This is a genomic window from Actinomadura madurae, assembly GCF_047130825.1.
Classification (GTDB): domain Bacteria; phylum Actinomycetota; class Actinomycetes; order Streptosporangiales; family Streptosporangiaceae; genus Spirillospora; species Spirillospora madurae.
Map to the genome: position 1 here is coordinate 10,048,326 of NZ_CP083237.1, position 24,608 is coordinate 10,072,933.

Annotated in this window: 25 protein-coding genes and 2 tRNA genes; 11 read left to right on the forward strand and 16 right to left on the reverse strand. The window is 73.1% G+C overall.

Features of this window, described 5'->3' with window-relative positions; translation table 11 throughout:
• Window positions 1–50 precede the first annotated feature (50 nt).
• On the reverse strand, window positions 51–725 hold the full coding sequence (locus K8Z49_RS47085) for a hypothetical protein (protein ID WP_412517123.1): 675 nt from the start codon (window positions 723–725) through the stop codon (window positions 51–53).
• 153 nt (window positions 726–878) lie between these two features.
• Here K8Z49_RS47085 and ctaD point away from each other — a divergent pair, with 153 nt between their 5' ends.
• On the forward strand, window positions 879–2,555 hold the full coding sequence (gene ctaD / locus K8Z49_RS47090) for a cytochrome c oxidase subunit I (RefSeq protein ID WP_412517124.1): 1,677 nt from the start codon (window positions 879–881) through the stop codon (window positions 2,553–2,555).
• Between the two features lie 21 nt (window positions 2,556–2,576).
• Here the strand turns inward: ctaD and K8Z49_RS47095 are convergent, their stop codons facing one another.
• Together K8Z49_RS47095 and K8Z49_RS47100 are read right to left on the reverse strand one after the other, a co-directional pair.
• A complete protein-coding gene (locus K8Z49_RS47095; protein ID WP_412517125.1) occupies window positions 2,577–4,214 on the reverse strand; it encodes a cytochrome b in 1,638 nt (545 codons plus the stop codon).
• 100 nt (window positions 4,215–4,314) lie between these two features.
• The gene (locus K8Z49_RS47100; RefSeq protein ID WP_024935237.1) at window positions 4,315–5,193 is read right to left on the reverse strand and encodes a LysR family transcriptional regulator; all 879 of its coding nucleotides are present in this window, start codon (window positions 5,191–5,193) and stop codon (window positions 4,315–4,317) included.
• Between the two features lie 97 nt (window positions 5,194–5,290).
• On the opposite strand from K8Z49_RS47100, the gene K8Z49_RS47105 reads away from it, so the two are divergent.
• Complete coding sequence (locus tag K8Z49_RS47105) at window positions 5,291–6,667, forward strand: MFS transporter (protein ID WP_412517126.1); 1,377 nt, start codon at window positions 5,291–5,293, stop codon at window positions 6,665–6,667.
• Here the strand turns inward: K8Z49_RS47105 and K8Z49_RS47110 are convergent.
• The 4 genes from K8Z49_RS47110 to K8Z49_RS47125 all read right to left on the reverse strand — a co-directional run bounded on the left by K8Z49_RS47110 (window position 6,633) and on the right by K8Z49_RS47125 (window position 9,976).
• Entirely contained in the window at window positions 6,633–7,763 is a 1,131-nt protein-coding gene (locus K8Z49_RS47110; protein WP_412517127.1) for a PrsW family intramembrane metalloprotease, read from the reverse strand. The genes K8Z49_RS47105 and K8Z49_RS47110 overlap by 35 nt on opposite strands.
• The gene (locus tag K8Z49_RS47115; protein ID WP_143118276.1) at window positions 7,754–8,323 is read right to left on the reverse strand and encodes a hypothetical protein; all 570 of its coding nucleotides are present in this window, start codon (window positions 8,321–8,323) and stop codon (window positions 7,754–7,756) included. The genes K8Z49_RS47110 and K8Z49_RS47115 overlap by 10 nt, the downstream gene beginning before the upstream one ends.
• 60 nt (window positions 8,324–8,383) lie before the next feature.
• Window positions 8,384–9,202, reverse strand: coding sequence for a pentapeptide repeat-containing protein (locus K8Z49_RS47120; protein ID WP_412517128.1), 819 nt, complete (start codon window positions 9,200–9,202; stop codon window positions 8,384–8,386).
• Between the two features lie 63 nt (window positions 9,203–9,265).
• A complete protein-coding gene (locus K8Z49_RS47125; RefSeq protein WP_412517129.1) occupies window positions 9,266–9,976 on the reverse strand; it encodes a 2OG-Fe(II) oxygenase in 711 nt (236 codons plus the stop codon).
• Between the two features lie 61 nt (window positions 9,977–10,037).
• Here K8Z49_RS47125 and K8Z49_RS47130 point away from each other — a divergent pair, with 61 nt between their 5' ends.
• From K8Z49_RS47130 to K8Z49_RS47145, 4 genes are all read left to right on the forward strand, one after another.
• On the forward strand, window positions 10,038–10,820 hold the full coding sequence (locus K8Z49_RS47130) for a putative protein N(5)-glutamine methyltransferase (RefSeq protein WP_412517130.1): 783 nt from the start codon (window positions 10,038–10,040) through the stop codon (window positions 10,818–10,820).
• 53 nt (window positions 10,821–10,873) lie between these two features.
• Window positions 10,874–11,011, forward strand: a complete 138-nt coding sequence (locus tag K8Z49_RS47135; RefSeq protein ID WP_021595936.1) for an LPFR motif small protein — start codon at window positions 10,874–10,876, stop codon at window positions 11,009–11,011.
• A gap of 303 nt (window positions 11,012–11,314) precedes the next feature.
• Window positions 11,315–11,386 (forward strand) — tRNA-Gly (locus K8Z49_RS47140).
• 89 nt (window positions 11,387–11,475) lie between these two features.
• Window positions 11,476–11,546 (forward strand) — tRNA-Gln (locus tag K8Z49_RS47145).
• 16 nt (window positions 11,547–11,562) lie between these two features.
• Here K8Z49_RS47145 and K8Z49_RS47150 read toward each other — a convergent pair.
• Together K8Z49_RS47150 and kdgD are read right to left on the reverse strand one after the other, a co-directional pair.
• Window positions 11,563–12,717: an L-talarate/galactarate dehydratase gene (locus K8Z49_RS47150; protein WP_412517131.1), complete on the reverse strand. Its 1,155-nt coding sequence runs from the start codon at window positions 12,715–12,717 to the stop codon at window positions 11,563–11,565.
• A 1-nt stretch (window position 12,718) separates the two neighbouring features.
• Window positions 12,719–13,633, reverse strand: a complete 915-nt coding sequence (kdgD, locus tag K8Z49_RS47155; protein WP_021595934.1) for a 5-dehydro-4-deoxyglucarate dehydratase — start codon at window positions 13,631–13,633, stop codon at window positions 12,719–12,721.
• A 195-nt stretch (window positions 13,634–13,828) separates the two neighbouring features.
• Between kdgD and K8Z49_RS47160 the strand changes: the two genes are divergently transcribed.
• Window positions 13,829–14,995: an acyl-CoA dehydrogenase gene (locus K8Z49_RS47160; protein WP_412517132.1), complete on the forward strand. Its 1,167-nt coding sequence runs from the start codon at window positions 13,829–13,831 to the stop codon at window positions 14,993–14,995.
• Here K8Z49_RS47160 and K8Z49_RS47165 read toward each other — a convergent pair.
• Both K8Z49_RS47165 and K8Z49_RS47170 read right to left on the reverse strand, forming a co-directional pair.
• Entirely contained in the window at window positions 14,970–16,415 is a 1,446-nt protein-coding gene (locus K8Z49_RS47165) for a sensor histidine kinase (RefSeq protein WP_412517133.1), read from the reverse strand. The two genes, K8Z49_RS47160 and K8Z49_RS47165, sit on opposite strands and share 26 nt — an antisense overlap.
• Window position 16,416: 1 nt before the next feature.
• Window positions 16,417–17,097, reverse strand: coding sequence for a response regulator transcription factor (locus K8Z49_RS47170; RefSeq protein WP_111833153.1), 681 nt, complete (start codon window positions 17,095–17,097; stop codon window positions 16,417–16,419).
• A gap of 138 nt (window positions 17,098–17,235) precedes the next feature.
• On the opposite strand from K8Z49_RS47170, the gene K8Z49_RS47175 reads away from it, so the two are divergent.
• The 3 genes from K8Z49_RS47175 to K8Z49_RS47185 all read left to right on the forward strand — a co-directional run bounded on the left by K8Z49_RS47175 (window position 17,236) and on the right by K8Z49_RS47185 (window position 19,516).
• On the forward strand, window positions 17,236–17,832 hold the full coding sequence (locus tag K8Z49_RS47175; RefSeq protein ID WP_412517134.1) for a PepSY domain-containing protein: 597 nt from the start codon (window positions 17,236–17,238) through the stop codon (window positions 17,830–17,832).
• Between the two features lie 40 nt (window positions 17,833–17,872).
• On the forward strand, window positions 17,873–18,670 hold the full coding sequence (locus K8Z49_RS47180) for an SAM-dependent methyltransferase (protein WP_021595929.1): 798 nt from the start codon (window positions 17,873–17,875) through the stop codon (window positions 18,668–18,670).
• 72 nt (window positions 18,671–18,742) lie between these two features.
• Window positions 18,743–19,516, forward strand: a complete 774-nt coding sequence (locus K8Z49_RS47185; RefSeq protein ID WP_021595928.1) for an ArsR/SmtB family transcription factor — start codon at window positions 18,743–18,745, stop codon at window positions 19,514–19,516.
• A gap of 7 nt (window positions 19,517–19,523) precedes the next feature.
• Here the strand turns inward: K8Z49_RS47185 and K8Z49_RS47190 are convergent, their stop codons facing one another.
• The gene (locus tag K8Z49_RS47190; RefSeq protein ID WP_412517135.1) at window positions 19,524–21,263 is read right to left on the reverse strand and encodes a DUF4041 domain-containing protein; all 1,740 of its coding nucleotides are present in this window, start codon (window positions 21,261–21,263) and stop codon (window positions 19,524–19,526) included.
• A gap of 161 nt (window positions 21,264–21,424) precedes the next feature.
• Entirely contained in the window at window positions 21,425–21,694 is a 270-nt protein-coding gene (locus K8Z49_RS47195; protein ID WP_021595924.1) for a hypothetical protein, read from the reverse strand.
• A gap of 129 nt (window positions 21,695–21,823) precedes the next feature.
• Between K8Z49_RS47195 and K8Z49_RS47200 the strand changes: the two genes are divergently transcribed.
• Complete coding sequence (locus K8Z49_RS47200; RefSeq protein ID WP_177287613.1) at window positions 21,824–22,468, forward strand: YdcF family protein; 645 nt, start codon at window positions 21,824–21,826, stop codon at window positions 22,466–22,468.
• Window positions 22,469–22,492: 24 nt separating this feature from the next.
• On the opposite strand, the gene K8Z49_RS47205 is transcribed toward K8Z49_RS47200, so the two are convergent.
• From K8Z49_RS47205 to K8Z49_RS47215, 3 genes are all read right to left on the reverse strand, one after another.
• On the reverse strand, window positions 22,493–22,681 hold the full coding sequence (locus K8Z49_RS47205) for a DUF5999 family protein (RefSeq protein WP_024935232.1): 189 nt from the start codon (window positions 22,679–22,681) through the stop codon (window positions 22,493–22,495).
• 162 nt (window positions 22,682–22,843) lie between these two features.
• Window positions 22,844–23,338: a hypothetical protein gene (locus K8Z49_RS47210; protein ID WP_021595921.1), complete on the reverse strand. Its 495-nt coding sequence runs from the start codon at window positions 23,336–23,338 to the stop codon at window positions 22,844–22,846.
• Window positions 23,339–23,612: 274 nt separating this feature from the next.
• Complete coding sequence (locus K8Z49_RS47215) at window positions 23,613–24,428, reverse strand: SAM-dependent methyltransferase (protein WP_021595920.1); 816 nt, start codon at window positions 24,426–24,428, stop codon at window positions 23,613–23,615.
• Window positions 24,429–24,608: the final 180 nt, after the last annotated feature.

A 24,608-nucleotide genomic window follows, 5' to 3' on the forward strand; every position in this document is an offset into this window, starting at 1 on the left:
CAGGCGGCCCTACCCCGGTGTCCGCGGCGAAACTTCCGCGGCCGGGGGCCTCACGGGCAGCGGTGGGCGCGCGCCACGGCCCGCACGGCGGCCGTCCGCGTCGCCCACAGGTGGGGTGCGGCCGGCCGGTACGCCTCCGGGCCGGGACCGGGGCGGAGCCGGAACCCGCGCGCGTCGCGGGCCTCCCAGCCCGTCCGGCGCCCGCGCAGGTCGAGGACGTGCGTCACCGCGCCGGCCGCGTGCCCGTCGTGCCGCAGATGCCAGCGGTGGGCGTCCCGGTCGGCGGTGGTGAACTGGCACAGCCGCCAGCCCGGCGCGATGCGGTGCGCCAGGTCGAGCGTCACGAGCGGGTCGTCCCCGGCGCGGGACGGCGCGGCGGTGCGGGGGGCGGAGCGGGGGGCGGAGCGGGGGGCGGAGCGGGGAGCCGTGCGGGGGGTCAGGGCCTGGTCGCGCAGGAGCCGGGTCAGCTCCCGGGCGGCCTCCGCCAGGGCACGCGCCGCCTCCGCGAGCCGCTCCTCCTGGACGGGACGCACCACGCCCTCCAGCGCGGTGCCGGTCTCGCGGCGCGCCAGTGCGGCCCTGCGCGCGGCGTCCAGCCGGTGGAGCGCGCCGGCGGCCTCGTCCCGCGCGGCGGTGACCCCGGCCATGGCGCCGGCGTCGCGCGGTTCCGCGCGCCGCGCGGCGTCCGGTTCACGGGCCCGTGGGGTGAGCTTGTCCTGTCGCACGGGGGGAGCTCCTTCGCGTGTGCTTTCCGGGCGCCCTTCCCGAACATCCCGGCTTCATCCCCCGGACCACCGCCGCGCCGGCGCCTTCGCGTTTGGAACCGTCCTGCGCGGCAAGTGCCCGGATGGGCTGGGACGAGGGAGGGGAGGGCCGGGATGACGGCCGTGCAGGACACGAGCGTCGCCGACGCGCTCGCGCGGCACCGCAAGGGCACGAGGCTCGGGAGGATCCTGTCGACGACCGACCACAAGGTCGTCGGCTACCTGTACCTCGCCACCTCCTTCACGATGTTCCTGATCGCCGGGGTCATGGCCGTGGTCATGCGGTCCGAGCTGCTGGAGCCCGGACTGCAGGTGGTGGGCGCCCAGCGGTACAACGAGCTGTTCACGATCCACGGCACGATCATGCTGCTGCTGTTCGCGACGCCGCTGTTCGCCGGGTTCGCCAACGTGGTCGTGCCGCTGCAGATCGGGGCCCCGGACGTCGCGTTCCCGCGGCTGAACACGCTGAGCTACTGGCTCTTCCTGTTCGGCGCGATCATCGTGCTCCTCGGCTTCGCCGCCCCCGGCGGGGCGGCCGCGTTCGGATGGTTCGGCTACGCGCCGCTGACGTCGCAGACGTACTCGCCCGGCCACGGCGGAGATCTGTGGATCATGGGCCTGGTGCTGTCCGGCCTCGGGACGATCCTCACGTCGGTGAACCTGATCACCACGATCATCGCGATGCGCGCCCCGGGCATGGTCATGTTCCGGATGCCGATCTTCACCTGGAACACGCTGCTGACCAGCCTGATGGTGCTGATGGCCTTCCCCGTCCTCGCCGCCGCGCTGCTCGGGCTGGAGGCCGACCGCAGGCTCGGCGCGCACATCTTCGACCCCTCGACCGGCGGCGCGCTGCTGTGGCAGCACCTGTTCTGGTTCTTCGGCCATCCCGAGGTCTACATCGTGGCGCTGCCGTTCTTCGGCATCGTCACCGAGATCATTCCCGTGTTCGCCCGCAAGCCCCTCTTCGGCTACCTCGGCATGGTCGCCGCCACCATCGCGATCACCGGGCTGTCGATGACGGTGTGGGCGCACCACATGTTCGCGACCGGGCGCGTCCTGCTGCCGTTCTTCTCGATCACCTCGTTCATGATCGCGGTGCCGACCGGCATCAAGTTCTTCAACTGGGTCGGCACCATGTGGAAGGGGCAGCTCAGCTTCGAGGCGCCGATGCTGTTCGCCGTCGGGTTCCTCGTGACGTTCCTGTTCGGCGGGCTGACCGGCGTCATCCTGGCCTCCCCGCCGCTCGACTTCCACGTCACCGACTCCTACTTCGTCGTCGCGCACTTCCATTACGTCCTGTTCGGCACCGTCGTGTTCGCCATGTTCGGCGGCTTCTACTTCTGGTGGCCGAAGATGACGGGCACCAAGCTGGACGAGACCTGGGGCAAGATCCACTTCTGGTCGCTGTTCGCCGGCTTCCACACCACGTTCCTCGTCCAGCACTGGCTGGGCGCCGAGGGGATGCCGCGCCGGGTCGTCGACTACGCGGACGAGTTCTCCACACTGAACCTCGTCTCGTCCATCGGGTCGTTCGTCCTCGGCGCGTCGACGTTCGCGTTCCTGTGGAACGTCGTGCGCACGTGGCGGCGCGGCGAGAAGGTCGGGACCGACGATCCGTGGGGCATGGGCGGTTCGCTGGAGTGGGCGACCTCCTGCCCCCCGCCGCGCCACAACTTCACGTCGATGCCGCGGATCCGCTCCGTCCGGCCGGCGTTCGACCTGCACCACCCGCTGGCGGGGCCGCCCCCGGAGGCCGCGCCCGCGCTGCCGCCGCCCGAGGGCCGGTGACGGCGAGGCCGGTGAACCCGGTCACGTGTCGTTCCGGCCGTCCTCCGCGGGATCCTTCTCCAGATCGCCCTGGCCGCCGCCGTGCGACTCGGACTGGTAGTTCATGTAGAAGCGGTTGACGCGGGTCCGGACCTGCGTGCGGACGCGGTCGGGGGTCGGCAGCGGGACGATGTGGTTCGGGTAGGGCGCGACCAGCTCGCGGGGCCGGCGGACGTTCAGGACCGCCTCCGTCTCCTCCGGCGGCCGCACGTGCCGCTCGGCGTAGGACCCGTCGGGCCGCAGCATGATCAGGCCGCTCTCCACACCCTCCTCGAGGACCTGCTGGTCGCGGCGCTGGAGACCGAGGCAGATCCGCCGGGTCACGACGAACGCCATGACGGGCGCGACGAAGAACCCGATCCGGAAGATCCACGTGGTCACGAAGAGGGGGATGCCGAAGGTCTCGGCGAGGACGTCGTTCCCGCCGGCGGCCCACAGGTTCCCGTACCAGGCGGCGACCGCGACACCGATCGCGGTCCTGGTCGCGGCGTTGCGCGGCCGGTCCAGCAGATGGTGCAGCCGCTCGTCGCCGGTGGCCCAGCGTTCCGCGAACGGGTACAGCGCGATGAGCGTGAAGAAGACCCCGGGCAGGACGACCGCCGGGAGCAGGACGTTCCAGGAGACGGTGTGGCCGAACAGCGTCGTCGACCAGGCCGGCATGATGCGCAGCGCGCCTTCGAGGAAGCCGACGTACCAGTCGGGCTGCGAGCCGGCCGAGATCTGGTCCGGGTCGTACGGGCCGTACAGCCACACCGGGTTGACCTGGAGGAAGGCCGCCATCCCGGCCAGAACGCCGAAGACCATGAGGAAGTAGGCGGTGCTCTGCGCGGCGAAGTGCGGGAACGTCGGCTCGCCGGTCACCGCCCGTTCGCGCCGGCCCCGTCCCGGGAAGATCGTGTGCGTCTGGTGCCAGAGGATCATCACGTGCGCGGCGACGAGCGCCAGCAGGATGCCGGGGACGAGCAGGATGTGCACGGTGAACAGGCGCGGGAGGAACTCCTCGCTCGCGGGGAACTCCCCGCCGAACACCCACAGGGCGAGGTACGTCCCGGCGACCGGGATCGACAGCACGATGCCCTGCATGATGCGCAGCCCGGTCCCCGACAGCAGGTCGTCGGGCAGCGAGTAGCCCGCGAACCCCTCGGCGATGGCGAGCACGAACAGCGTGGTGCCGATCAGCCAGTTGATCTCCCGCGGCTTGCGGAACGCCCCGGTGAAGAAGATGCGCAGCAGGTGCACGCAGATCGCCGCGATGAAGATGATCGCCGCCCAGTGGTGGATCTGCCGCATCAGCAGCCCGCCCCGCACGTCGAACGAGATGTGCAGCGTGGACGCGTACGCCTCGCTCATCGTGACGCCCTTGAGCGGCGTGTACGAGCCGTCGTAGACGACCGTGGCGCCGCTCGGCTTGAAGAACAGCGTCAGGAACACGCCGGTGAGGATCAGGATGACGAACGAGTAGAGCGCGATCTCCCCGAGCAGGAACGACCAGTGCTTGGGGAAGGCCTTGCGGATGTTCCTGTTCAGGAACTCGCCCGAGCCGAGCCGGTCGTTGACGCCCCAGACGATCTTCTCCAGCCGGTCGGCCGCCACCGCCCCGCGCCTCTTCCGTCCCGCCATCGCGCCTCTCCCAGGCAGAGCACCGTTCCGCTGGCCCGGTACCCGGGGCGGGGTAGGGCAAACGCCACCCGGAGACGGTCTCCGGGCACGTCAGGCCGGCTCAGGCGCTGGCCGCGTACAGGATCTCGCGCATGCCCGGCAGGGCCTCCCGGTCGGCGCGCCAGACGAGGCGCAGGCCGAGGTCGGGGGTGTCGAGGGCCAGCCGGACGAGGGTCGCGGCCTCCAGGCGGTCCCGGACGGCGAACTCCGGCAGCAGCGCGATGCCGAGGCCCCGCTCCGCCCAGGCGGCCATCACGGTCACGCTCCCCGCCCTCACCCGCTCGACCGCGGACCCGAGGAGCCGCTCGCCCGCCATCCAGAACGAGCAGGCCGGCATGTTCACCAGCAGCCTCTCGCCCCGCAGGTCCTCGACGGAGACGCGGCCCGCGCCGGCGAGCCGGTGGTCCGGCGCGGCGACGAGGGCGAGCGGGACGGCCTCCAGGTCGACGTGGTCCAGCGGGGCGGGCGGCGGGGTGAAGCCGAGGCCGCCGACGCCGTCGCCCGCGTCCAGCAGCAGCGCGGCCTCCAGGTCGCCGGCGGCGACCGCGTCCAGGAGCCGGTCGCGGGCCGCGTCGGAGCGGACCTCCACCCGCAGGTCCGGACGGCGCCGTGCCAGCCTCGCGAGGACGTCCGGGACGTACGCGGCGGCGATCGACTCCAGCGCGCCGAGCCGCAGCGCCGGCCGCTCCCCGGCGACCTCGGCGCGGGCCTGCTCGGCCTGCCGGAGCAGCCGCCGGGCCCATCCGCGCATCCGCTCGCCCGCCGGGGTCGGCGCCATGCCCCGCGGGCCGCGCTCGAACAGCGCCACCCCGAGCGACCGCTCCAGCGACCGGATCTGCTCCGACACCGACGAGGGCGCCAGGCCGAGCGCGTCGGCGGCGTCGGTGACGGTCCGGTGGTCGACGACGGCCTCGAACGTCCTCAGCTGGCGCAGCTCCATGCCGGTGGCAACCGGCGGCCTCCGTTCGGATATTCCGAACGCTCCGTCCGGTCGCGCCGGTGGAGCCCGGCGCCCCGGATCCCGAGACTGGGCGGCCATGACCTCGGTTCTCTCACCCACGCCCGCGGACGTCTCCGGCGGGCGGCGCCGCCTCGCCCTGCTGGGCGTCTCCCTCGGGTACTTCATGGTGCTGCTCGACACGACCGTCCTGGCCGTGGCCGAACCCGACCTGGCCCGCTCGCTGCACGGGACGGTCGCGGGCCTGCAATGGGCCGTCACCGGCTACACCGTCGTGTTCGGGGCGCTGCTCCTGTCGGCCGGTGCCGTCGCCGACCGGTACCGCGCGCACCGCGTCTTCCGCGCGGGCATCGCGGCCTTCGCCGTGGCCTCCCTGCTCAGCGCCGCCGCGCCGGACCTGTGGGCGCTCGTCGCGCTGCGCGCTGTGCTGGGCGCCGCCGCCGCGGCCTGCGTGCCCGCGTCCATGGCCATGATCGCCCGGCTGTACCCGGTGCCCGCCGAACGCGCCCGCGCCGTGGCCGCCTGGGCCGCGACCAGCGGCGCCGCGCTCGCCGCCGGCCCCCTCGCGGGCGGCGCGCTGGTCGGCCTGGCCGGCTGGCGGGCGATCTTCCTGATCAACGTGCCGATCGCGGCCGTCGTCCTCGCCCTCGTCGCCGGGCGGTCCGTGCACTGCCCGCGCGGCCGGAGCGGCATCGACGGGCCGGGGCAGCTCCTCGCCTGCGCGACGCTGGGCCTGCTCACCGACGCGCTCATCGCCCTCGGGGACGGCGCGGGCGTGCACGCCTCCTGCTCGGCCGCCGGCGCGGTCGCGGCCGGTGCCGCGTTCGCGGCGCGGGAGCGGCGGAGCGCCGCCCCGGTCCTCGTGCCGGCCGTGCTGCGCGCCCCCGGCATGCCGGCCGCGCTGGCCGCCGGTGCCGCGGTCACCTTCGTCATGACCGGGGTCCTGTTCGTCCTGCCGCTGGTGTTCCAGCAGGCCCTCGGCCTGACGCCGTTCCAGACCGGGCTGGCGTTCCTGCCGATGACGCTGCCGTTCGCGTGCAACCCGCTCCTCACCGGCCGGATCGTCGCGCGGACGGGGGCACGCCCGCCCGTCCTCGCCGGGCTCGGCCTGCTGACCGCAGGGGGAGTGCTCTTCGGCGCGGCGCTGCTGAGCGGCGCGCCCTACCCGGCCTTCGTCGCCGGGCTGCTCTGCACCGGCTTCGGGGTCTCGTTCGCGCTCCCCGCCCTCGCGACCATGGTCGTCGCCGCGGCGCCCGGCGGGACGGCGGGGGCGGCGGGCGGCCTGCTCAACGCCGTCCGGCAGCTCGGCGCCACGCTCGGCGTCGCGATCATGGGGACGTTCGCGTCCGTCGGACCGGGCGCGGGCGACTCCGCCCGGGCCATGTTCCTCGCCGCCGCCGTGTGCGGCGCCGTCCTGCTCGTCACGCCACGCGCGGGTTCGCGGCGGACGCCCTGAGATCGTGGCGCAGGCCGTGGATGCGGGCCCGCAGCCGGGCGGCGGCCAGCGGGTCGGGTTCGAGGCCGCCGAGGCCCTCCTCGATCAGGTCGAGCTCGGCGGCCCGGAGCCGGGCGAGCAGCCGGCGCGGCTCCCCGGCCGGCACGTCCCACCGCTCCTTCCGCCGCCATTTGCGGAAGGCCAGCACATGGCCCTCGCCGGGCACGAACACGCCGCTCGCGGTCTCCGCGTGCACGGTCCGCCGGAAGTGCGAGAGGTAGCGGCGGCGGGCCAGCCGGTACGTGACGATCGCGGTGAGCAGGATCGGCGCCCCCTTCACCGGCATCAGCGCGAGACCGGACAGGACGGGCGCGTCCCACCACGAGTGCAGGCCCATCGCGAGCACGAACGCCCCGGCGGCGGCCAGGAAGGCCGTCCGGGACGCCCGGCCGAGCAGGCAGCCGAGGCCCGCACCGCCGACCGCCGTCATCGCCCAGTGGCTCCACCAGGCCCCGCCCACCACCCGGCTGCCGAAGGAGAAGAACGCCGCGTTCGCGTCCTGCGTCGCGCCCGTCAGGACGATCGTGTTCAGCACGTACAGGAAGTTCTCCGCGAACTGGAATCCCAGCCCGGACAGCGCGCCGTACCCCCAGCCGTCGAGCGGGCCGCGGATCGCCGACGGCGCCATCAGCGCCAGCGCCGCCACCCCGAGCAGCTTGAGGATCTCCTCGTCGACCGGCGCGGCGATCGCCGCGCCCCACACCGCGGTGAAGTCCGGCCCCGCCGTCTTGGCGAGGACGGCCCGGAACGCCGCGTTCGCGGGAAGCGCCGTCCCGAACGCCGCCAGCCCGCCCCACGCCACGGCGATCAGCGCGTACCCGACCGGGCGCGACCGGACCGGATGCAGCCGCCGGAGCAGCCACACCCCGGCGGCCAGCGACGGCGCCAGCAGCGCGAGACCGGCGATGGAGCCGCCGGGGAACGCCGCGACGTGCGCGCCGATCCCGCGGAACGCGATCCAGGCGCCGAGCAGGCACGCGCCCGCCCACAGCCAGAACGCCGGGCGGCGCGCCATCGCCTCGCGGGCCGGTGCCGTCGCGTCGCGGGTCAGTGCCATGGCGCCGCGATCCTGACCGTCCGCACCATCGCCTCGACCTCCGCGGCCGCCTTCCGGTAGGCGGCGGGCGGCCCCGCCGCCGTCACCGTGGCGCCCAGGGCGTCCCCGGCGAACACCGCGGCCGTCCCGACGCGCTCCCGCCCGGCGAGCCGTCCCGTCAGTCCCGGCAGGCCGTGCGAGGTGGTGATCGCGACGGGCTCGGCGCGCAGCCGCGCGTGCCCGCCCGCGGCGACGATCCGCCCGAGGCCGTGCCACAGCCGCCGCGAGTCCAGCGTGCCGAGCGGCACCACCACGCTGAGGTCGAAGACGACGCCGCCGCTCGTCAGCTCCGCGTTGGAGGAGAGCGAGCTGCCGGCCCGGTTCAGCACCCAGCCGCCGGACGGGACGGAGAACGTCACCGGCCGGACGCCGTTCCGCAGTGCTCCGACCGCCACCACCGTCCCCGCGGCCAGCCGCTTCCCGCGGCTCCCGAGGGCCCGGTCGAGCAGCGGCAGCCCGGCGCCGAGGACGAGCATCACGAGCGCCACGGCACCCGTGCCCCACCATCTCACCCGTGCCACGCGCACCCCCCGATGACGTGCGCTGCGGAAATGCCCCCTGGACCGGCGCCCTAAACAAGATCAGGTCGCGCGGGACGCCCAGTGGGCGGGCCGCCGGAGCGCCGGCGGCAGGCCGGTCGCGGCGTCGCCCCGCGCCGAGTCCAGCTGCGGCTGGGTCAGGAAGACGGCCCCGGTGAGGTCGGCGCCGCGCAGGTCGGCGTCCCGCAGGTCCGCCCCGATCAGGTCGGCGGCGCGCAGGTCGGCGCCCCGGAGGTCGGCCGCGATCAGGTACGCCCCGCGCAGGTCGGCCCCGCGCAGGTCGGCTCCCTTCAGCCTCGCCCCGATGAGGTCCGCCCCGCGCCGGTTCCGCTTCGGCCCCTGGACGCCGGCCCTGGCGAGGTCGCCGGCACGCGCCAGCAGGACGTTCACGCGCTCATGGACGGCCCCGACGTCGAGTCCGGCGAGGTCGCCGGGCTCTCCGCGGGTGAGCCGGTCGACCTCGTCGTAGGCGGCCGTGAGTTCGGGCCGGATCGGTTCGGCGGCGGGCATCGCCACCGCCTCGTCCAGGTACCAGAGCATCTCGTGGAGCCGCCGCATGACCGGGAACACCTCGAACATGCGGCGCGCGAGGCCGGGATCCTTCCGCCAGTCCCGGCCACCGAAGGTCTGCTGAGACACCTTCTGACCGGCGCCGAAGCAGTCGAAGACCGTGCAGCCCGTGAACCCGCGCCGCCGGAGATCGGCATGGACGGCGCAGCGGAAGTCGGCGAGCAGGTTCCGGCACGGCTCGCCCGCGTCCTTGTCGAACGCGAAGTCGGCCGACTTCGCGAACGGCAGCGCCACGCAGCACAGCCCGGCGCAGCGCGCGCAGTCGGCCTTCAGGTCGAGCTTCTCCGGCAACCCGTGACCCCCGTATCTGGACGACGCCTCATTCTCGCGCCCCGGGATACGTGGTCCGTACGGTCACGCGGCGTCGTGGAACACCAGCCCCAGTGTGCGCCTCCGGCCGGACCGGACGACGCTGACGCCATGCCGCATCGGCGCCGCCGACCAGCCGCGCTTGGTGCGCACCGGCCGGTCCCGCGTCGTGAAGACCAGCCCGTGGCCGCGCGGCAGGAGCGTCGCCGTCCCGCGCGACTGCGCGCGGGCCCGCTGCTCCACCATCAGGAACTCGCCGCCGGTGTAGTCGGCGCCCGGCTCGTCCAGGCCGATCACGACCTGCAGCGGGAACACCAGGTCGCCGTACAGGTCGCGGTGCAGCGCGTTCCAGTCGTCCCGCCCGTAGCGCAGCAGGATCGGTGTCGGCTTCGTCTGGCCCGCCGCGTGGCACATCTCCAGCCATTCCGCGAGCGTGTCAGGCCAGGGAGCGGGACGCCCCAGCCTGCCCGCCCACTCCCGGGCGATCGGCAGCAGATGCGGATACAGCGCGGCGCGCAGTTCGCCGACCGGCTCCGGGAACGGTTCGGCGAAGTAGCGGTACTGCCCGGCGCCGAACCGGTACCGCTCCATGTCGATCGTCGAGCGGAACCGTCCCGCCTCGCCGTAGAGGGCGGAGATGTCCGCGCACTCGTCCTTGGTCAGGAGCGGGGGCGTCAGTGCGCTGCCGTACGCGTCCATCTCGCTGGCGAGCGCGGTCCAGCCGGCCTCCGCGGCCCTGCTCGCATAGATGCTCATATCGGGTGAACACCGCCCGCGCCAGGACGGTTGCGGGCGTGGGATACAGTTTCCGGCGCCTATGACAGAGTCCTTCACCGAATCCGGGATCGCCGCCCGGCTCCGCTCCGCGGGCTGCGTGTTCGCCGAGGACGAGGCGCGGCTGATCCTCTCGACCGCCCGCACCCCAGGCGACGCCTCCGCCATGGTCGAGCGGCGCGCGGCCGGGGAGCCGCTCGAACACGTCCTCGGCTGGGCCGGGTTCTGCGGGCTGCGGATCGCCGTCGAGCCCGGGGTCTTCGTGCCCCGCCGGCGCACCGAGTTCCTCGTCCGGCGGGCCGAGGGGCTCGCCCCGGCGCGGCCCGTCGTCCTCGACCTGTGCTGCGGCTCCGGCGCGCTCGGCGCCGCGCTCGCCTCCCGCCTGGACGGCTCCGCCCTGCACTCCGCCGACATCGAGCCCGCGGCGGTGCGGTGCGCCCGCCGCAACATCGCGCCCTTCGGCGGGCTGGCCTACGAGGGCGACCTCTTCGAGCCGCTCCCGGACGCGCTGCGCGGGCGCGTGGACGTGCTGCTCTGCAACGTCCCCTACGTCCCGACCGGCGAGGTCGGGCTGCTGCCGCCGGAGGCGCGCGACCACGAGCCGCGGGTGGCGCTCGACGGCGGCCCGGACGGGCTCGGCGTCCTGCGCCGCGTCGCCGCCGAGGCGGCGGGGTGGCTCGCGCCCGGCGGCCACCTGCTGTTCGAGACGAGCGAGCGGCAGGTCGCCGATGCGGTCGTCGCCGTGGAGCGCGGCGGCCTGGTAGCCGCGGTCGCCACGTCCGGGGAATTCTCCGCCACGGTCATTGCCGGCGCCAAATCCGTGTAAAACGCGACGCACGGGTACGGGTCGTACAGGACGACCTGAAGGAGTGAACCCAGATGCGCCGCATCAGCGCAGCGCTCAGCGCCATCGTCGGCACGATCGTCAGCATCGTGACCCTGCCGTTCCGCGTTCTGCAGCGGCTGCTGACCCCCTCGCGCGGCCGCCCCGCCCGCACTCGCCGCAGGGCGCTGTGACGCGATGACCGACCGCCCCGGGCCACTCATCCAGAATGGCCCGGGGCGGCCCCATGTGAAAATGCGTTGAACCATCGGGCAGGGTTGCGCATCATATGAGTAACGAGCCGAACGGAACGGACGGGAAGGGAGCGGCGGAGATGACCGCGATCAACGCGCAGCAGGCGCCGCAGCCCGCCGGGGCCGGGCCGCGTCGAGGTTTCGCCGTTGCCGGAATCGCCTCTGGATAGGACCGCCAGGTTCTCCGGAGGCCGTCAGGGAAAGATCCCGGCGGCCTTTTTCATGCACATCCGGGATTGTCACGTCGCACAGGCCGAAATGGTGAGGCACCTGGCTTCCACCCAGGGGGAGCGGGTTCGATTCCCGCGTGCGGCTCTGGACTGGACCGGCGGGAGTAACGACCCCCGGCTGGTTCTGCACGTGCCCGAGGCGGGCGGACGCCACCGCCCGCCGGCGGGCACCCATGCTGGATCATCCAATGGCAGGATGCGTGACTCTGAATCACGTCATGCAGGTTCGACCCCTGCTCCAGCAGCCGCGGAGCCCGGGTCTCACGGCCGGGCGCCGACCCGGGTGCGGGCCGTCGTCCAGGCGCGGGCCTGCTCGCTGAGCGTGATGCCGAGGCCGGGACGGGCCGGGACGTGCATCCGCCCGTCCTTGATCGTCAGCCTCTCCTCGAACAGCGGGTCCAGCCAGTCGAAGTGCTCCACCCACGGTTCGCCCGGGTACGCGGCGGCCAGATGGAGGTGGATCTCCATGGCGAAGTGCGGCGCGAGCCCCAGGTGCCGGTGGTCGGCGAGCGCGGCGAGCCGCAGGAACCCGGTGATGCCGCCGATGCGCGGAGCGTCCGGCTGGAGGATGTCGGCGGCGCCCTTGTCGATCAGCTCGCAGTGCTCGGCGACGCTGGTGAGCATCTCACCGGTCGCGATGGGCGTGTCGAGCGCGCGGGCGAGCGCGGCGTGGCCCTCGGCGTCGTAGGCGTCGAGCGGCTCCTCGATCCAGGTCAGGCCGAACGCCTCCAGGGCCCGTCCCATCCGCAGGGCGGCGGGCCGGTCCCACTGCTGGTTCGCGTCCACCATCAGCGGGAACGCGTCGCCGAGGCGCTCGCGCACGGCGGTGACCCGGCGCAGGTCCTCGGCGTGGTCCGGATGCCCGACCTTGATCTTGATTCCGCCGATGCCGGCCCGCACCGACGCCTCCGCGTTCTCCAGCACCTCCTCCAGCGGAGCGCTCAGGAACCCGCCCGAGGTGTTGTAGCACCGGACGGAGTCGCGGTGCGCGCCGAGGAGCTTGGCCAGCGGCAGGCCCGCCCGCCGGGCCTTCAGGTCCCACAGCGCGATGTCGATGGCGGCGATCGCCTGCGCGGCGAGCCCGCTGCGGCCGACGGACGCGCCCGCCCACAGCAGCTTCGTCCCGAGCCTGCCGATGTCGCTCGGGTCCTCGCCGAGGAGGTCGGGCGCGATCTCCGCGGCGTGCGCGAACTGGCCGGGGCCGCCGGCGCGTTTGGAGTAGCCGAAGCCGACGCCCTCGTGGCCCTCCTCGGTGCCGATCTCGGCGAACAGGAACACGACCTCGGTCATCGGCCGCTGCCGCCCGGTCAGCACCTTCGCGTCGCTGACCGGCGCGGTGAGCGGCAGCGTGACCGAGGAAAGCTCGATCCAGGCGATCCGGTCCAGGGTCGCCTCGCCCGCCGGGACGCCCGCCACCTCAGACCGCCCGCTTCACCAGCGCCGCGAGGTCGGCGGTCTCCGTCTCGGTCAGGTCCGTCAGCGGCGGGCGGACGGGGCCGGCCGGCATCCCGGTGACCCGCAGGCCCGCCTTGATGATGCTGACCGCGTAGCCCTTGCGGCGGTTGCGGATGTCGCAGTACGGCAGGACGAACTCGGCCAGCCGCCGCCGGACCTCGTCCCGGTCGCCCGCGCGGACGGCGGCGTAGAACGCCAGCGCGAACTCCGGGACGAAGTTGAAGATCGCCGACGAGTACGTCGTGACGCCCAGCTCCAGGTAGGGGAGCGCGAACGTCTCGGCGGTGGGGAGCCCGCCGATGTAGACGAGCCGGTCGCCGAGCCGGGACCGGACCCGCGTCATCAGCTCCAGGTCGCCGACGCCGTCCTTGAAGCCGACGAGGGTGGGGCAGTCTTCGGCGACCTCCGCGACCGTCGTGTCCTGGTAAACGGCGTTCGCCCGGCTGTAGATCGTCACGCCGAGCCCGGTCGCCGCGCACACCGCCCGGACGTGCGCGGCCAGGCCCTCCTGCGAGGCCTCGGTCAGGTACGGCGGGAACAGCAGCAGGCCGTCGGCCCCGGCGCGCTCGGCGTCCCTGGCCATCTCCACGGCCGTCGCCGTCCCGTACCCGGCGGGGGCGATCACCGGGAGCCCGTCGCGCGCCTCCGCGACCGCCGCGCGCACGACCCGCCCGGTCTCGGCCGGCGTCAGCGAGAAGAACTCGCCCGTCCCGCCCGCGGCGAACAGCCCGGCCACGTCGTACCCGCCGAGCCGGGCGATGTGCGCCCGGTAGGCGTCCTCGTCGAACGCCAGGTCGTCGCGGAAGTGGGTGACGGGGAACGAGAGGAGCCCGGACCCGAGCCGGCGGGCGATGTCGTCGGGCGCAGTCTGCTTCATGCTCCGAGGCTAGGATGGCCGATTGATCCAGGTCCAACACGAAAATGGCATCCAGTGATACCCGCGGGGAATCGTCCGGGCGGTTCCGGCGGGGGCCCGCTTGACGGCGCCCGCCGGCTCGTTTTATTTTGGCGTCCAAATATTGACCGTCAAAGTATTGAGGCGCGCCGTGCGCCCGGTGCCGTGGAGGACCCGATGAGCGACTTTCCCGCGTACGCCCCGTCCGAGGAGCATGAGCTGCTGAGGGCCACGGTGCGTGAACTGGCCGAGGCCAAGATCGCTCCTTTCGCGGCCGAGGTGGACGAGGAGTCCCGGTTCCCGCGGGAGGCGCTGGAGGCGCTGGTGGCCAACGGGCTGCACGCGGTGCACGTGCCCGAATCGTACGGGGGAGCGGGGGCCGACGCGCTGGCCACGGTGATCGTGATCGAGGAGGTCGCGCGGGCGTGCGCGTCGTCCTCGCTGATCCCGGCGGTGAACAAACTGGGCACGGTTCCGGTCCTGCTGGCCGGCGGGGAGGAGCTGAAGAAGCGCTATCTGGCGCCGGTGGCGCAGGGGGAGGCGATGTTCTCCTATGCGCTGTCGGAGGCCGATGCGGGGTCGGACGCGGCGGGGATGAAGACCCGCGCGGTCCGCGACGGTGATGCCTGGGTGCTGAACGGCACCAAGATGTGGATCACCAATGCCGGTGTGTCGGAGTTCTACACCGTGATGGCGGTGACCGATCCGGCGGCGGGTGCGCGGGGGATCTCGGCGTTCGTGGTGGAGAAGAACGACCCTGGGGTGTCGTTCGGGCCCAAGGAGCGCAAGCTGGGGATCAAGGGGTCCCCGACCCGGCAGGTGATCCTGGAGGACGTCCGCATCCCGGCGGACCGGTTGATCGGTGCGGAGGGGACGGGGTTCAAGACGGCGCAGGCGACCTTGGACCACACCCGGATCACCATCGCCGCCCAGGCACTGGGCATCGCGCAGGGCGCGCTGGATTTCGCGGTGGGCTATGTCAAGGAGCGGCGCCAGTTCGGCAAGCCGATCGCCGACTTCCAGGGCGTGCAGTTCATGCTGGCGGACATGGCGATGCGGCTCGAAGGTGCCCGGCAGCTGACGTATCACGCGGCGATCAAGTCCGAGCGGGCGATGGCGGGGGAGAAGGTCGCGGACCTGACGTTGGTCTCGTCGGCGTGCAAGGCGCTGGCCTCGGATGTGGCGATGGACGTCACCACCGACGCGGTCCAGCTGCTTGGCGGCTATGGGTACACGCGGGAGTTCCCGGTGGAGCGGATGATGCGCGATGCCAAGATCACCCAGATCTACGAGGGCACCAACCAGATCCAGCGGATGGTCATCGCCCGCCAGCTCCTGAAGTAACCGGCAGCCGCACCTCGAAGAGCGCGCCGCCGCCGGGAGCGTCGCCGACGGTGATCGCCCCGCCGTGCGCCAGGACCAGGTCCCGGGCGATGGCCAGGCCGAGGCCCGCGCCGCCGTCGTCCCGGCTGCGGGCGTCGTCCAGCCGCACGAACCGCTCGAAGATCCGCTCGCGGTCGCCGGGCGGCACCCCCGGCCCGTCGTCGGCGACCCGCAGCACCGCCGCGCCCGCCTCCTCGCGCAGCGACAGGCGGACGGCGGTGCCCGCGTACCGCTCGGCGTTGTCGAGCAGGTTGCCGACCACCCGCGACAGCCGCCCCGGGACGCCCATGACCCGGGGGTCCCCCTCGATCGACGGCTCGACGGGGATCCGGTCCCCCGTGCGCCGCTCCAGCTCGTCCCGGACGAGCCCGCCGAGCAGGACGGGCCGGGCCGGCGGACGGTCCCCGGCGTCGATGCGGGCGAGGAGGAGCAGGTCGGCGGCGAGGTGCTGGAGCCTGACGACGTCCTCGACGAGCCCGTCCACGTCCAGCAGCCCCGGGTGCGCGGCGGCGACCTCCAGCTGTGTGCGCAGCGACGCGATCGGGCTGCGCAGCTCGTGCGAGGCGTCCGCCACGAACCCGCGCTGCCGGGCCACCGACTCCTCCAGCGCGGCGAGCGTCTCGTTCGTCGTCACGGCGAGCCCGGCGATCTCGTCCCGCGCGTCCGGCACCGGTACCCGCCGGGCCAGGTCGCCGGAGGAGGTGATCGCGGCCAGCTCCGCCCGGACCGCCTCCACCGGCCGCAGCGCCCGCCGCGTCACCAGCCATGTCACCCCCGCGACCACCGCGAGCAGCGGCGGCAGCCCGCCGAGCATCGCCCGGGTGGCCGTGCCGGCGGCCTCCCGCGCCGCGCCCAGGTCGGCGCCCGCGTACACGGTCACCGTGTCGTCCCGCGGGGTCGTCACCTCGACGGCGGCGAACCGGTAGTCGGCCGTCCGGCCGTCGACGGTCACGCTGCCGGTGGCGAAGTCCGGGTCGCCGTCCGCCACCTCGCCGCGCCCGGGGTCGTCGTCCCGCCCCTCGCCGCCGCGCCCCTCGTCGTCGTCACCGCGCGCGGGCGGGCCGGGCCGCACGGCCGGGGAGCCGGTGCCGCCGATCGCCTCCACGTCCTCGCTCACCGCGCGCACGCGGCCGTCCTCGCCCACGACCTGGACCGGATGCTCGTCCGGGTCCGGGAGGTCGAGCGAGGCGTACGGGGTCCCCGTGGCGAGCTGCCCCGCCACCTCCCGCGCCGCCACCTCGGCCTCCAGCTCGGCCCGGCCGGCGAGGTTCGCGCGCAGCAGCACCACCACCGCGAGCCCGGCGGCGACCAGCGCGGCGGCCACCACGACGGTCGCGCCCAGGGTCGTCCGGGCCCGGACGGACGCCGGGCGGCGGGCCACCTCAGCCGCCCCCGTCCCGGGCGAGCCGGTACCCGGACCCGCGCACCGTCGTGATCGACCGGCGCCCGAACGGGACGTCGAGCTTGCGGCGCAGCGCGCTCACGTACACCTCGACGATGTTGGGGTCCCCGTCGTAGGCGAAGTCCCAGACCGCCTCGATGATCTGCGCCTTCGACACGACCCGCCCGGCGTTCGCGGCCAGGTGCTCCAGCACGGCGAACTCCTTGGCGGTCAGCTCGACCTCGGTGCCGTCCCGGAACACCCGCCGCGCCGCCGGGTCCACGGTGAGGTCGCCGAGCGTGATCACGGGCGCGGCGCCCCGCGTCCGGCGGCGCAGCAGCGCCCGGATGCGCGCCACCAGCACCAGGTAGGAGAACGGCTTGGTGAGGTAGTCGTCCGCGCCGGTGTCCAGGCCCTCGGCCTCGTCGTACTCGCCGTCCTTGGCGGTCAGCATGAGGATCGGCGTCTGGTCGCCCGCGGCGCGCAGCTCCGCGCACACCCGGTAGCCGTTCAGCCCGGGGAGCATGATGTCGAGGACGATCAGGTCGTACTCTCCGCCGAGCGCCCGGTGCAGCCCCTCGGCGCCGTCATGGACGGTGTCGACGACGTACCCCTCGGCCGTCAGCCCCCGTTCGAGGGACGTGGCGAGGCGTCTCTCGTCCTCGACGATCAGGAGGCGCATGCTCATAGCGTGCCAAACCGCACCTGAAGCCGGCTTCAGGTTGCTTCAGCACCGCTACAGGAATGCCCGGCATCGTCCATGGCGAACGGGTGGCCGGGAGGACCGGCCGCCGACCCGAGAACTGGAGGCCGGAATCCGATGAGGTTCGACGCACGACGCATGCTCTCCGCCCGCCGGCCGCTGGTCGCGGTGGCCGCGGCGGGTCTCCTCGCGGCCGGGGGAGCCGGCGCGGCCGCCGCCGCGGACGGCGACGACGGGACCCCCGCCGCCGACCCGTCCGTCACGACGTCCGCGTCGCCGGCGCAGGCGGTGTCGCTGGCGCAGGCGGTGGACACGGCGCTCAAGGCCGTCCCCGGCACGGTCGAGGAGGCGGAACTCGACGACGAGCACGGCCGGGCCGTGTGGGAGGTCGGCGTCCTCCCCGACCGCGGGACCCCGCGCGACGTGGTCGTCGACGCCGGCGACGGGAAGGTCACCGCCAACCGCGCGGACCGTCCGGACGACGACGATTCCGAGCCGGCCGGCGCGGTGCGCGGCGCGAAGATCACCATCGCGCACGCGGTCGGCGCGGCGGAGAAGGCCGTCTCCGGACGCGCCACGTCCACGGAGTTCGAGCGCGAGCACGGCCGGGCCGTCTGGGTGGCCGACGTGACCGGCCGGAACGGCACCGCCTACGAGGTCACCGTGGACGCCGCGACCGGCGGGGTGCTCTCCAAGGAGACCGATCAGGACTGACGCGACCCGCAGCGGGAAGAGAACCGCCGAGGGGGTGCGCATGACCGAGCAGAAGCCCGCGCCCGGCGTCGACACGGCGGTCCCGCACGTGGCGCGCATCTGGAACTACTGGCTGGGCGGCAAGGACAACTATCCCGTGGACCGCGAGGTCGGCGACCAGATCCTCGGGATGCTGCCGGACGTCGCCCGGCTGGCCCGCGCGTCCCGGCTGTTCCTCAACCGGGTCGTGTGGTACCTGACCGTCGAGGCGGGCGTCCGCCAGTTCATCGACATCGGGACGGGCCTGCCCACCGTGGACAACACCCATGAGGTCGCCCAGCGGGCCGAGCCCGAGACGAAGGTCGTCTACGTCGACAACGACCCGCTGGTCCTGGAGCACGCGCGGGCGCTGCTCACCAGCACCCCAGAGGGGCGCACCGCCTACATCCACGCCGACCTGCGGGAACCCGAGACGATCCTGGAAGCCGCCGCCGAGACGCTCGACTTCGGCGAACCCGTCGCGTTCACCCTGATGGGCGTCCTGGAGTTCATCCCCGACCACGAGCAGGCCTACGGCATCGTGCGCACGCTGCTGGACGCCGCGACGTCGGGCAGCTACTTCGCCATGTACGACGGGACGAACGTCATCCACGGCGAGGCGTCCGATCGCATCGTCGAGGTCTGGAACGCGTCGGGCAACACCGAGCTAGTGCTGCGGACGCCCGAGCAGATCGCCCGCTTCTTCGACGGGCTGGACCTGCTGGAGCCCGGCGTCGTCCCGGTGACGCACTGGCGGCCGGACGCGGCGCCCGACCAGGAGCCGGTGGACGCCTACGGCGCCGTCGGACGCAAGCCCTAGCGCCTCCCTTGACATGCAACCATCTGGCTGCCTATAGTCAAAGGCAACCAGATGGCTGCATAAGGGGCGTGCATGGACGAGGTCTTCAAGGCGCTCGCCGACGCCAGCCGGCGCCGGCTGCTGGACGGCCTGAACGCCCGCAACGGGCAGACGCTGCGGGAGCTGTGCGCCGGGCTGGACATGACCCGGCAGTCCGTCAGCAAGCACCTGGCGGTCCTGGAGGGCGCCGGCCTCGTGACGACCGCGCGCCGGGGGCGCGAGAAGCTCCACTACCTCGACGCCGCCCCGATCAACGCCATCGCCGACCGCTGGATGAGCCGGTACGACCAGGAGCGCGCGCGTGCGCTCGCCGACCTGAAGACCGCATTGGAGCAGGACCCGATGAACGAGTTCGTCTACACCACCTACATCAAGACCACGCCGGAGCGGCTCTGGGAGGCCCTCACCGACCCGGCGTTCACCCGCCGCTACTGGGGCGTCTCCTTCGAGACGGACTGGAAGCCCGGCTCCACGATCACCTGGCACGAGGACGGCGCGACCATCGCCGACCCCGAGCAGGTCGTCCTCGAAGCCGAGCCGGGCCGCCGCCTGGCCTACACCTGGCACACCTTCACGCCCGAGTGGGCCAAGGCCGTCGGCGTGGACGAGGAGACCCGCGCCCGGCTGCTCCAGGAACCGCGCTCCAAGGTGACCTTCGAGATCGAGCCCGCCGGCGAGACGGTCAAGCTCACCGTCGTCCACGAGGGCGGCGAGACCCTGCTCGGCATGTCCCGCCACGGCTGGCCGCAACTCGTGTCCGCCCTGAAGACCCTCATGGAAACGGGCGAACCCCTCCCCACCCCGTAACCGCCCGCTACCGCCGGCTGGCCCAGTACTCCTCGGCCTCCGGAACCTCGGTGTATTCGAGCAGGTGGGTGTCGGCGATGCGCTTCAGCACCCCGCGCACCTCGCCCGGCGTCGCGTAGAAGAACTCCCGCCGCAGGTTGACCTGGTTGACGCGCTTCTCCGCGAACTCCTGGTGCAGCCTGCCCTCCAGGCCCACGGCGTCTTCGCTGAAAATGAGGGCGTGCACGTCGAACCGGAACGGCACGGACGCGTCCCCCAGCTCGCGGACGCGGTCGAGCGGGTCCAGCCGACGGGTCATGCCGATCTTCACCATCCGCTCGCCGAAAGCGCCGATGTTGGAGATCACGTAGACGTAGCCGGCGCGGGTCTTCGCGGCACGCCCTTCCACGTCGGTGATGGCCGACTCGACGTCCGCCAGCTTCGCGCGCAGCTCCGCGGCGCCGGCGGCGTCCCCGTTGGCCTCCTCCCTGTACTGGCGGCTCACCCGGATGTCCATCGTCTTCCCGAGCCGTTCGATGGTCTGCGCGGTCTTGTCCAGGCGGTCGATCGCCGACTGCAGCTTGTAGGGCCGCATCGTCCGGATGAGGTTGTCGGCCTCGGCGTTGTACGCGCGGAGCATCAACTTGGAGAAGTCGCGCACCATCCTGGAACCCTGGGCCGCCGACCCGTTCACCGTCCAGTTCGTGGCCCCGACGACCGCCTTCCCACCGCTCGCCATCGACTTGATCCGGTCCTTGACCCGCGCCAGCTCGGCCTTGTACGCGACGACGTCCGCGAGCGGGTGCTGGTATTCGTAGACGCCGGCCTCCTGGAGCAGCGCGAGGTCCTGGGTCTCGACGATCTCCTTGCGCAGCCGCGCGAGCTCCTTGCGCTTCTGTGTCGTCTCCCGCCGGACGTCGGCCGCCTCGCCGCGGAGCCGCTCGATCTCCGCGGCCACCTGCGGGGCCTCCAGCCCTCCGAGGCGCTCCAGCCACTGCCGCAGTCCGGCGTTCTCGGCCTCCAGCTCCTCGATGCGCTGCCGCTTGCCTCCGAACACGGGCCGCGGCCTGGGGCCCGAGTGCGGTGCCGCCACCGGCGGGACGGGAGGCGCCGGATGCGCCGGTGCGGCGGGCATGGGGGCCGCCGGTGCCGCGGGCAGCCAGAACTGCCAGCCGGCCGGGGGCGGCGGCCAGCCCGCGTCGGGCTGCCAGCCGGGCGGGGGCTTCCACCCGGGCGGGGGCGCCGGCCAGGTCGGCGGAGGGTTGTAGCGCCATCCGGACGTGTCTGCGGGGCCTGTGAAGGTTCCCGGCTGCGCCGGCGGCTGCTGGACGGGCTCCACGGGCGGCGCTTGGGGCGGCACCGGCGGAACGGGAGCCGGCCGGGCGGCCCCTTCGATGATCCGCCGGACATGGGCCGCGTCCTGATCGTGCACATCGCCGAAATCGGTCTCGGTTCCGTCCGCCTCCCGCACCACCAGGAACCAGCGCTGCTTGTACGACGTGCGCGTCTCGACGGCGGTGACGTCGGCGGTGGAGACCTCCTGGCGGGGCCCCTCCCGGACGAGGTCGGGCGCGGAGAGCCCGAGGACCCGCCGATCGGTGACGGCGATGTGCGTTAACTTCGGGAGGGCTTTCACGGTCGACGCGAGCGCCAGAACCGACTCGCCGTCCCGCAGGAAGAACCTCATCCGCCGTATCAGGTCGTCGGCTTCGATGGGATCCACCTCGACACCGACATAGCCCGGCCGGGGGATGTTCTGCACCGTCATCGCTTCCTCGCGCGTTGTCTCTGGGCAGAACAGGTCGACCCCGTTGCCGGCGAGTCGTTCCCCGTGCCGCCGTCTCATCGGACAGTCGAGGGGAGCGCTCGACGTCTCTTGGACGGGTCGGTGGCGGGTGGGGTTTACCGGGAGCTCTGGTGGCGGGGGTTTTACAGGAGCATGTCGGTGCCGCCGGATTCCTCTTCGCCGTCGGTGGTGTGCTCTGGTTCCAGGTACTCGTCATCGGGCCAGAGGCGGTCGGCGAGGAAGGCGAGATACTCTTCGTCGCCGGGGTCGAGTTCGGCCGTCATCGACTCGGGGTGCGTGCCGGGATCCGGGGGCGGCTCGGGCGCGTGCCGTGGCGGCATGGGGCGGAGCAGGTTGGGCAGGCAGAGCCCGAGCAGGGCCAGCAGGGACACGAGGACCAGGACTGTGACCACACCGCACCGTCCTTTCATCACGGTCGAGTTCCGCATGAATCTTGCGTAAGTAGCAAAACAGTTGAACGCTATCGGGATCCCCCGCCGGATGGGAGCCCCGACATGCGAGGCGCCGGGGACAATGAGCCCGTGGACCCTCACGTGGACGCGCGTGCGCGCGAGCTGGCGAGGATCATCTGGGATCACCTCGTCCTGTCCGGACCTCTCTCCAAGGCTGACGTGATCCTCGCGCTGGGGAGCCACGACACGCGGGTGGCGGTGCACGCGGCCAGGCTTTGGCACGGGGGTTGGAGTCCCCTGGTGGTCGTCTCGGGCGGCCGGGGGAAGATCACGTCGGGGTGGGACGAGGCGGAGGCGCGGGTGTTCGGGCGGGTCGTGCGCGAGCACGGGGTCCCCGCGGACGCTCTGGTCCTGGAGGAGACGGCGACCAACACGGGGGAGAACATCACCGCTTCCAGGCGCCTGCTGGACGGGCGGGGAGTGGCGGTGCGCAGCGGGATCCTCGTCGCGAAGCCCTACATGACGCGACGGGCCCTGGCCACGGCGCGGCGCCAGTGGCCGGGGGTGGAGTGGACGGCCTCAGCGCCCGAGCTCGGGTTCGACGCGTTCGGTCCGGACGAGCGCCAGTTCATCGAGCTGATGGTGGGCGACCTGCAGCGGATGGTCGTCTACGCCGAGCGGGGCTACCAGGTGCCGATGCCCGTGCCCGCGGCGGCCTGGGCGGCGTACGAGGAGCTCGCCCGGCTCGGCTACGACAGGCACGTGATCAGGTGATCGCGGGGGGAGGAACCCGCGTGTCTAGGCGGCCGTCGTGGGGCGGTGCGGCGCGATGACGCGGCCGTCGGGCAGCAGCTCGCCGGTGTCGTCGAAGACGACGACGCCGTTGCAGAGCAGGTTCCAGCCCTGCTCGGGGTGGGCGGCCACGATGCGTGCGGCCTCCCGGTCGAGGTCGTCCGGCGTCGGGCAGGGCGGCTCGTGCGGGCAGATGGTCGGGTGCGCTTCAGCGGTCACGGGGTTCCTCCACGGGTGTCCTCGTGATTAAGGACATAATGCAGCCTGCCGCGTTGCGTCCGAAATATGCAAGTGGATGGCGGATTCTTTACCGTCCAGGACGTGTGAACATCGGATAGATCGGGCAATCGGGATGTTTCACCGCAAGAGCCCCTCGTCCGGTTCGCCGCCGTGATCCACGTCCAGGCCGACGACGGACGTGCACCCCGTGCAGATCCACTCGGCGATGACGGCCTCGTTCGTGCCGTGCGTCCGGTAGGGGCGGTCGACCGTCCTGCGCCGCATGCCGTGCCCGCAGGACGAGTGCAGCAGCCGGCCGCACGTGGGGCACGGCCAGACGTCCTCGCGGCGCAGGTTGCACCGGGGGCACATCGGGGACTCGTAGTGGTCGGCGGGCTCCCCGAACTCCAGCTCGGTGAGCCACTCGTTCTCCAGGTCGAGGTACTCGTCCCCCGGCCAGTGGTGGTCGGCCAGCCACGCGAGGTACTCCTCGTCGCCCGGGTCCAGGACGGCCGTCAGGGACTCGGGGTGCCCGGTCTCCGGGCATGGTCGGCGCCTGCCGCGCCGCGCGGTGGCCAGGAGCGTCAGCAGGCCCAGGAGCGCGGCCGCGGCCAGGCCGGTCGGCAGGGGCATCGCGGCGTCCTCACATGATCTTGTGGCGGGGAAGTCCGATCATGAATGCACTTCACAAAACGCTGCGAACGCTACAAGAAAGGCTCTTAACGGAAAAGTCGATCAAAAAGATTCTTTACGTGGATCATACCGGGGCGGTGGCCCGAAACCCGGGCGGGCCGCCGCCCGGAACCCCGTAGCCTGCGGGAACCAGGGCCCCTGGGACGCTCCGCCGGACACCGGCCGGCGGCCCCGTTCACTCTCCGCTGAATCGTCCGATCATGGCGGCGGACCGTCAGGCCTTCCTGCCCAGGACGGCCACCATCTGGGTGTGCAGCGGGTGCTCCAGCGGCCCGGCGGGGCCGTCCGGGCGCCATTCGGTGACATGCGCCACCCCCGGTTCGAGGATCGTGAGGCCCGCCATGAACCCCTCGATCTCCGAGGAGTGCCGGAAGTACGAGCCGCCCAGCCCCGACTGCAGGATGCGCTTGGCCTCCTCGACGCGCGGGTCCTCGCCCGAGTCGTGCAGGTGGGTGAGCATGACGTGGCTTCCGGGTGCGAGGTACGGGAGCAGCGACCGGACGACGCCCGCGGGGTCGCGCTCGTCCGGCACGTGGTGGATGATCGCGGCCAGGATGACCCCCACGGGACGCGACAGGTCGAGCAGTCCCGTCAGCGCCCGGTCGGTGAAGATCTTCTCGGCCTCGTACAGGTCGCCCTGGATGAACGTCGCGACGCCCGTCTCGGTGAGCAGGGCCCGCCCGTGCGCCAGGACGATCGGGTCGTTGTCGACGTAGACGACGCGGGCGGCCGGGTTCGCGGCGCGGGCGAACTGGTGCACGTTGGACGCCGTCGGCAGCCCCGAGCCGATGTCGATGAACTGGTCGATCCCGAGCTCGCCGGCCAGGTAGGTCACCGCCCGCTCGATCGCGACCCGGTTGCCCTGCGCCACCACCGGCGCCTCCGGCACGAGCTCCATCACCATGTCGGCCACCTCGCGGTCGGCGGCGAAGTTGTCCTTGCCGCCGAGGAAGTAGTCGTACACGCGCGCGAAGGTCGGCGTGGAGGGGTCGATGCCGGCCGGCGCGTTCTCGGGTGGGTCGTCGGCCACGCGTGCGGCTCCTTCGGTCGTGCGCCCGGATGCCGTGGACGGGCGGCGGGGGGTGGAACCCCAGCGTAGGGCGGCCGGCCCCGCTCGTCAGGCATTCGGTCCGGCAGGGTGCGGTTTTCCGCAGGGTGGGGCTGCGGTGCGCGGCCGGGCGACCGGGCGGTGCGCTCCATGGTCCGGGAC

Excerpts from the sequence above, each read along its gene's own strand:
- kdgD (WP_021595934.1), bottom strand. The coding sequence starts at position 13,633 with ATGAAGCAGACTGCGCCCGACGACATCGCCCGCCGGCTCGGGTCCGGG.
- K8Z49_RS47170 (WP_111833153.1), bottom strand. The coding sequence starts at position 17,097 with ATGCGCCTCCTGATCGTCGAGGACGAGAGACGCCTCGCCACGTCCCTC.
- K8Z49_RS47210 (WP_021595921.1), bottom strand. The coding sequence starts at position 23,338 with ATGCCCCTGCCGACCGGCCTGGCCGCGGCCGCGCTCCTGGGCCTGCTG.
- K8Z49_RS47100 (WP_024935237.1), bottom strand. The coding sequence starts at position 5,193 with ATGGAGCTGCGCCAGCTGAGGACGTTCGAGGCCGTCGTCGACCACCGG.
- K8Z49_RS47190 (WP_412517135.1), bottom strand. The coding sequence starts at position 21,263 with ATGACGGTGCAGAACATCCCCCGGCCGGGCTATGTCGGTGTCGAGGTG.
- K8Z49_RS47175 (WP_412517134.1), top strand. The coding sequence starts at position 17,236 with ATGAGGTTCGACGCACGACGCATGCTCTCCGCCCGCCGGCCGCTGGTC.
- K8Z49_RS47185 (WP_021595928.1), top strand. The coding sequence starts at position 18,743 with ATGGACGAGGTCTTCAAGGCGCTCGCCGACGCCAGCCGGCGCCGGCTG.
- K8Z49_RS47125 (WP_412517129.1), bottom strand. The coding sequence starts at position 9,976 with ATGAGCATCTATGCGAGCAGGGCCGCGGAGGCCGGCTGGACCGCGCTC.
- K8Z49_RS47160 (WP_412517132.1), top strand. The coding sequence starts at position 13,829 with ATGAGCGACTTTCCCGCGTACGCCCCGTCCGAGGAGCATGAGCTGCTG.
- K8Z49_RS47130 (WP_412517130.1), top strand. The coding sequence starts at position 10,038 with ATGACAGAGTCCTTCACCGAATCCGGGATCGCCGCCCGGCTCCGCTCC.
- K8Z49_RS47105 (WP_412517126.1), top strand. The coding sequence starts at position 5,291 with ATGACCTCGGTTCTCTCACCCACGCCCGCGGACGTCTCCGGCGGGCGG.
- K8Z49_RS47135 (WP_021595936.1), top strand. The coding sequence starts at position 10,874 with ATGCGCCGCATCAGCGCAGCGCTCAGCGCCATCGTCGGCACGATCGTC.
- K8Z49_RS47095 (WP_412517125.1), bottom strand. The coding sequence starts at position 4,214 with ATGGCGGGACGGAAGAGGCGCGGGGCGGTGGCGGCCGACCGGCTGGAG.
- ctaD (WP_412517124.1), top strand. The coding sequence starts at position 879 with ATGACGGCCGTGCAGGACACGAGCGTCGCCGACGCGCTCGCGCGGCAC.
- K8Z49_RS47110 (WP_412517127.1), bottom strand. The coding sequence starts at position 7,763 with ATGGCACTGACCCGCGACGCGACGGCACCGGCCCGCGAGGCGATGGCG.
- K8Z49_RS47180 (WP_021595929.1), top strand. The coding sequence starts at position 17,873 with ATGACCGAGCAGAAGCCCGCGCCCGGCGTCGACACGGCGGTCCCGCAC.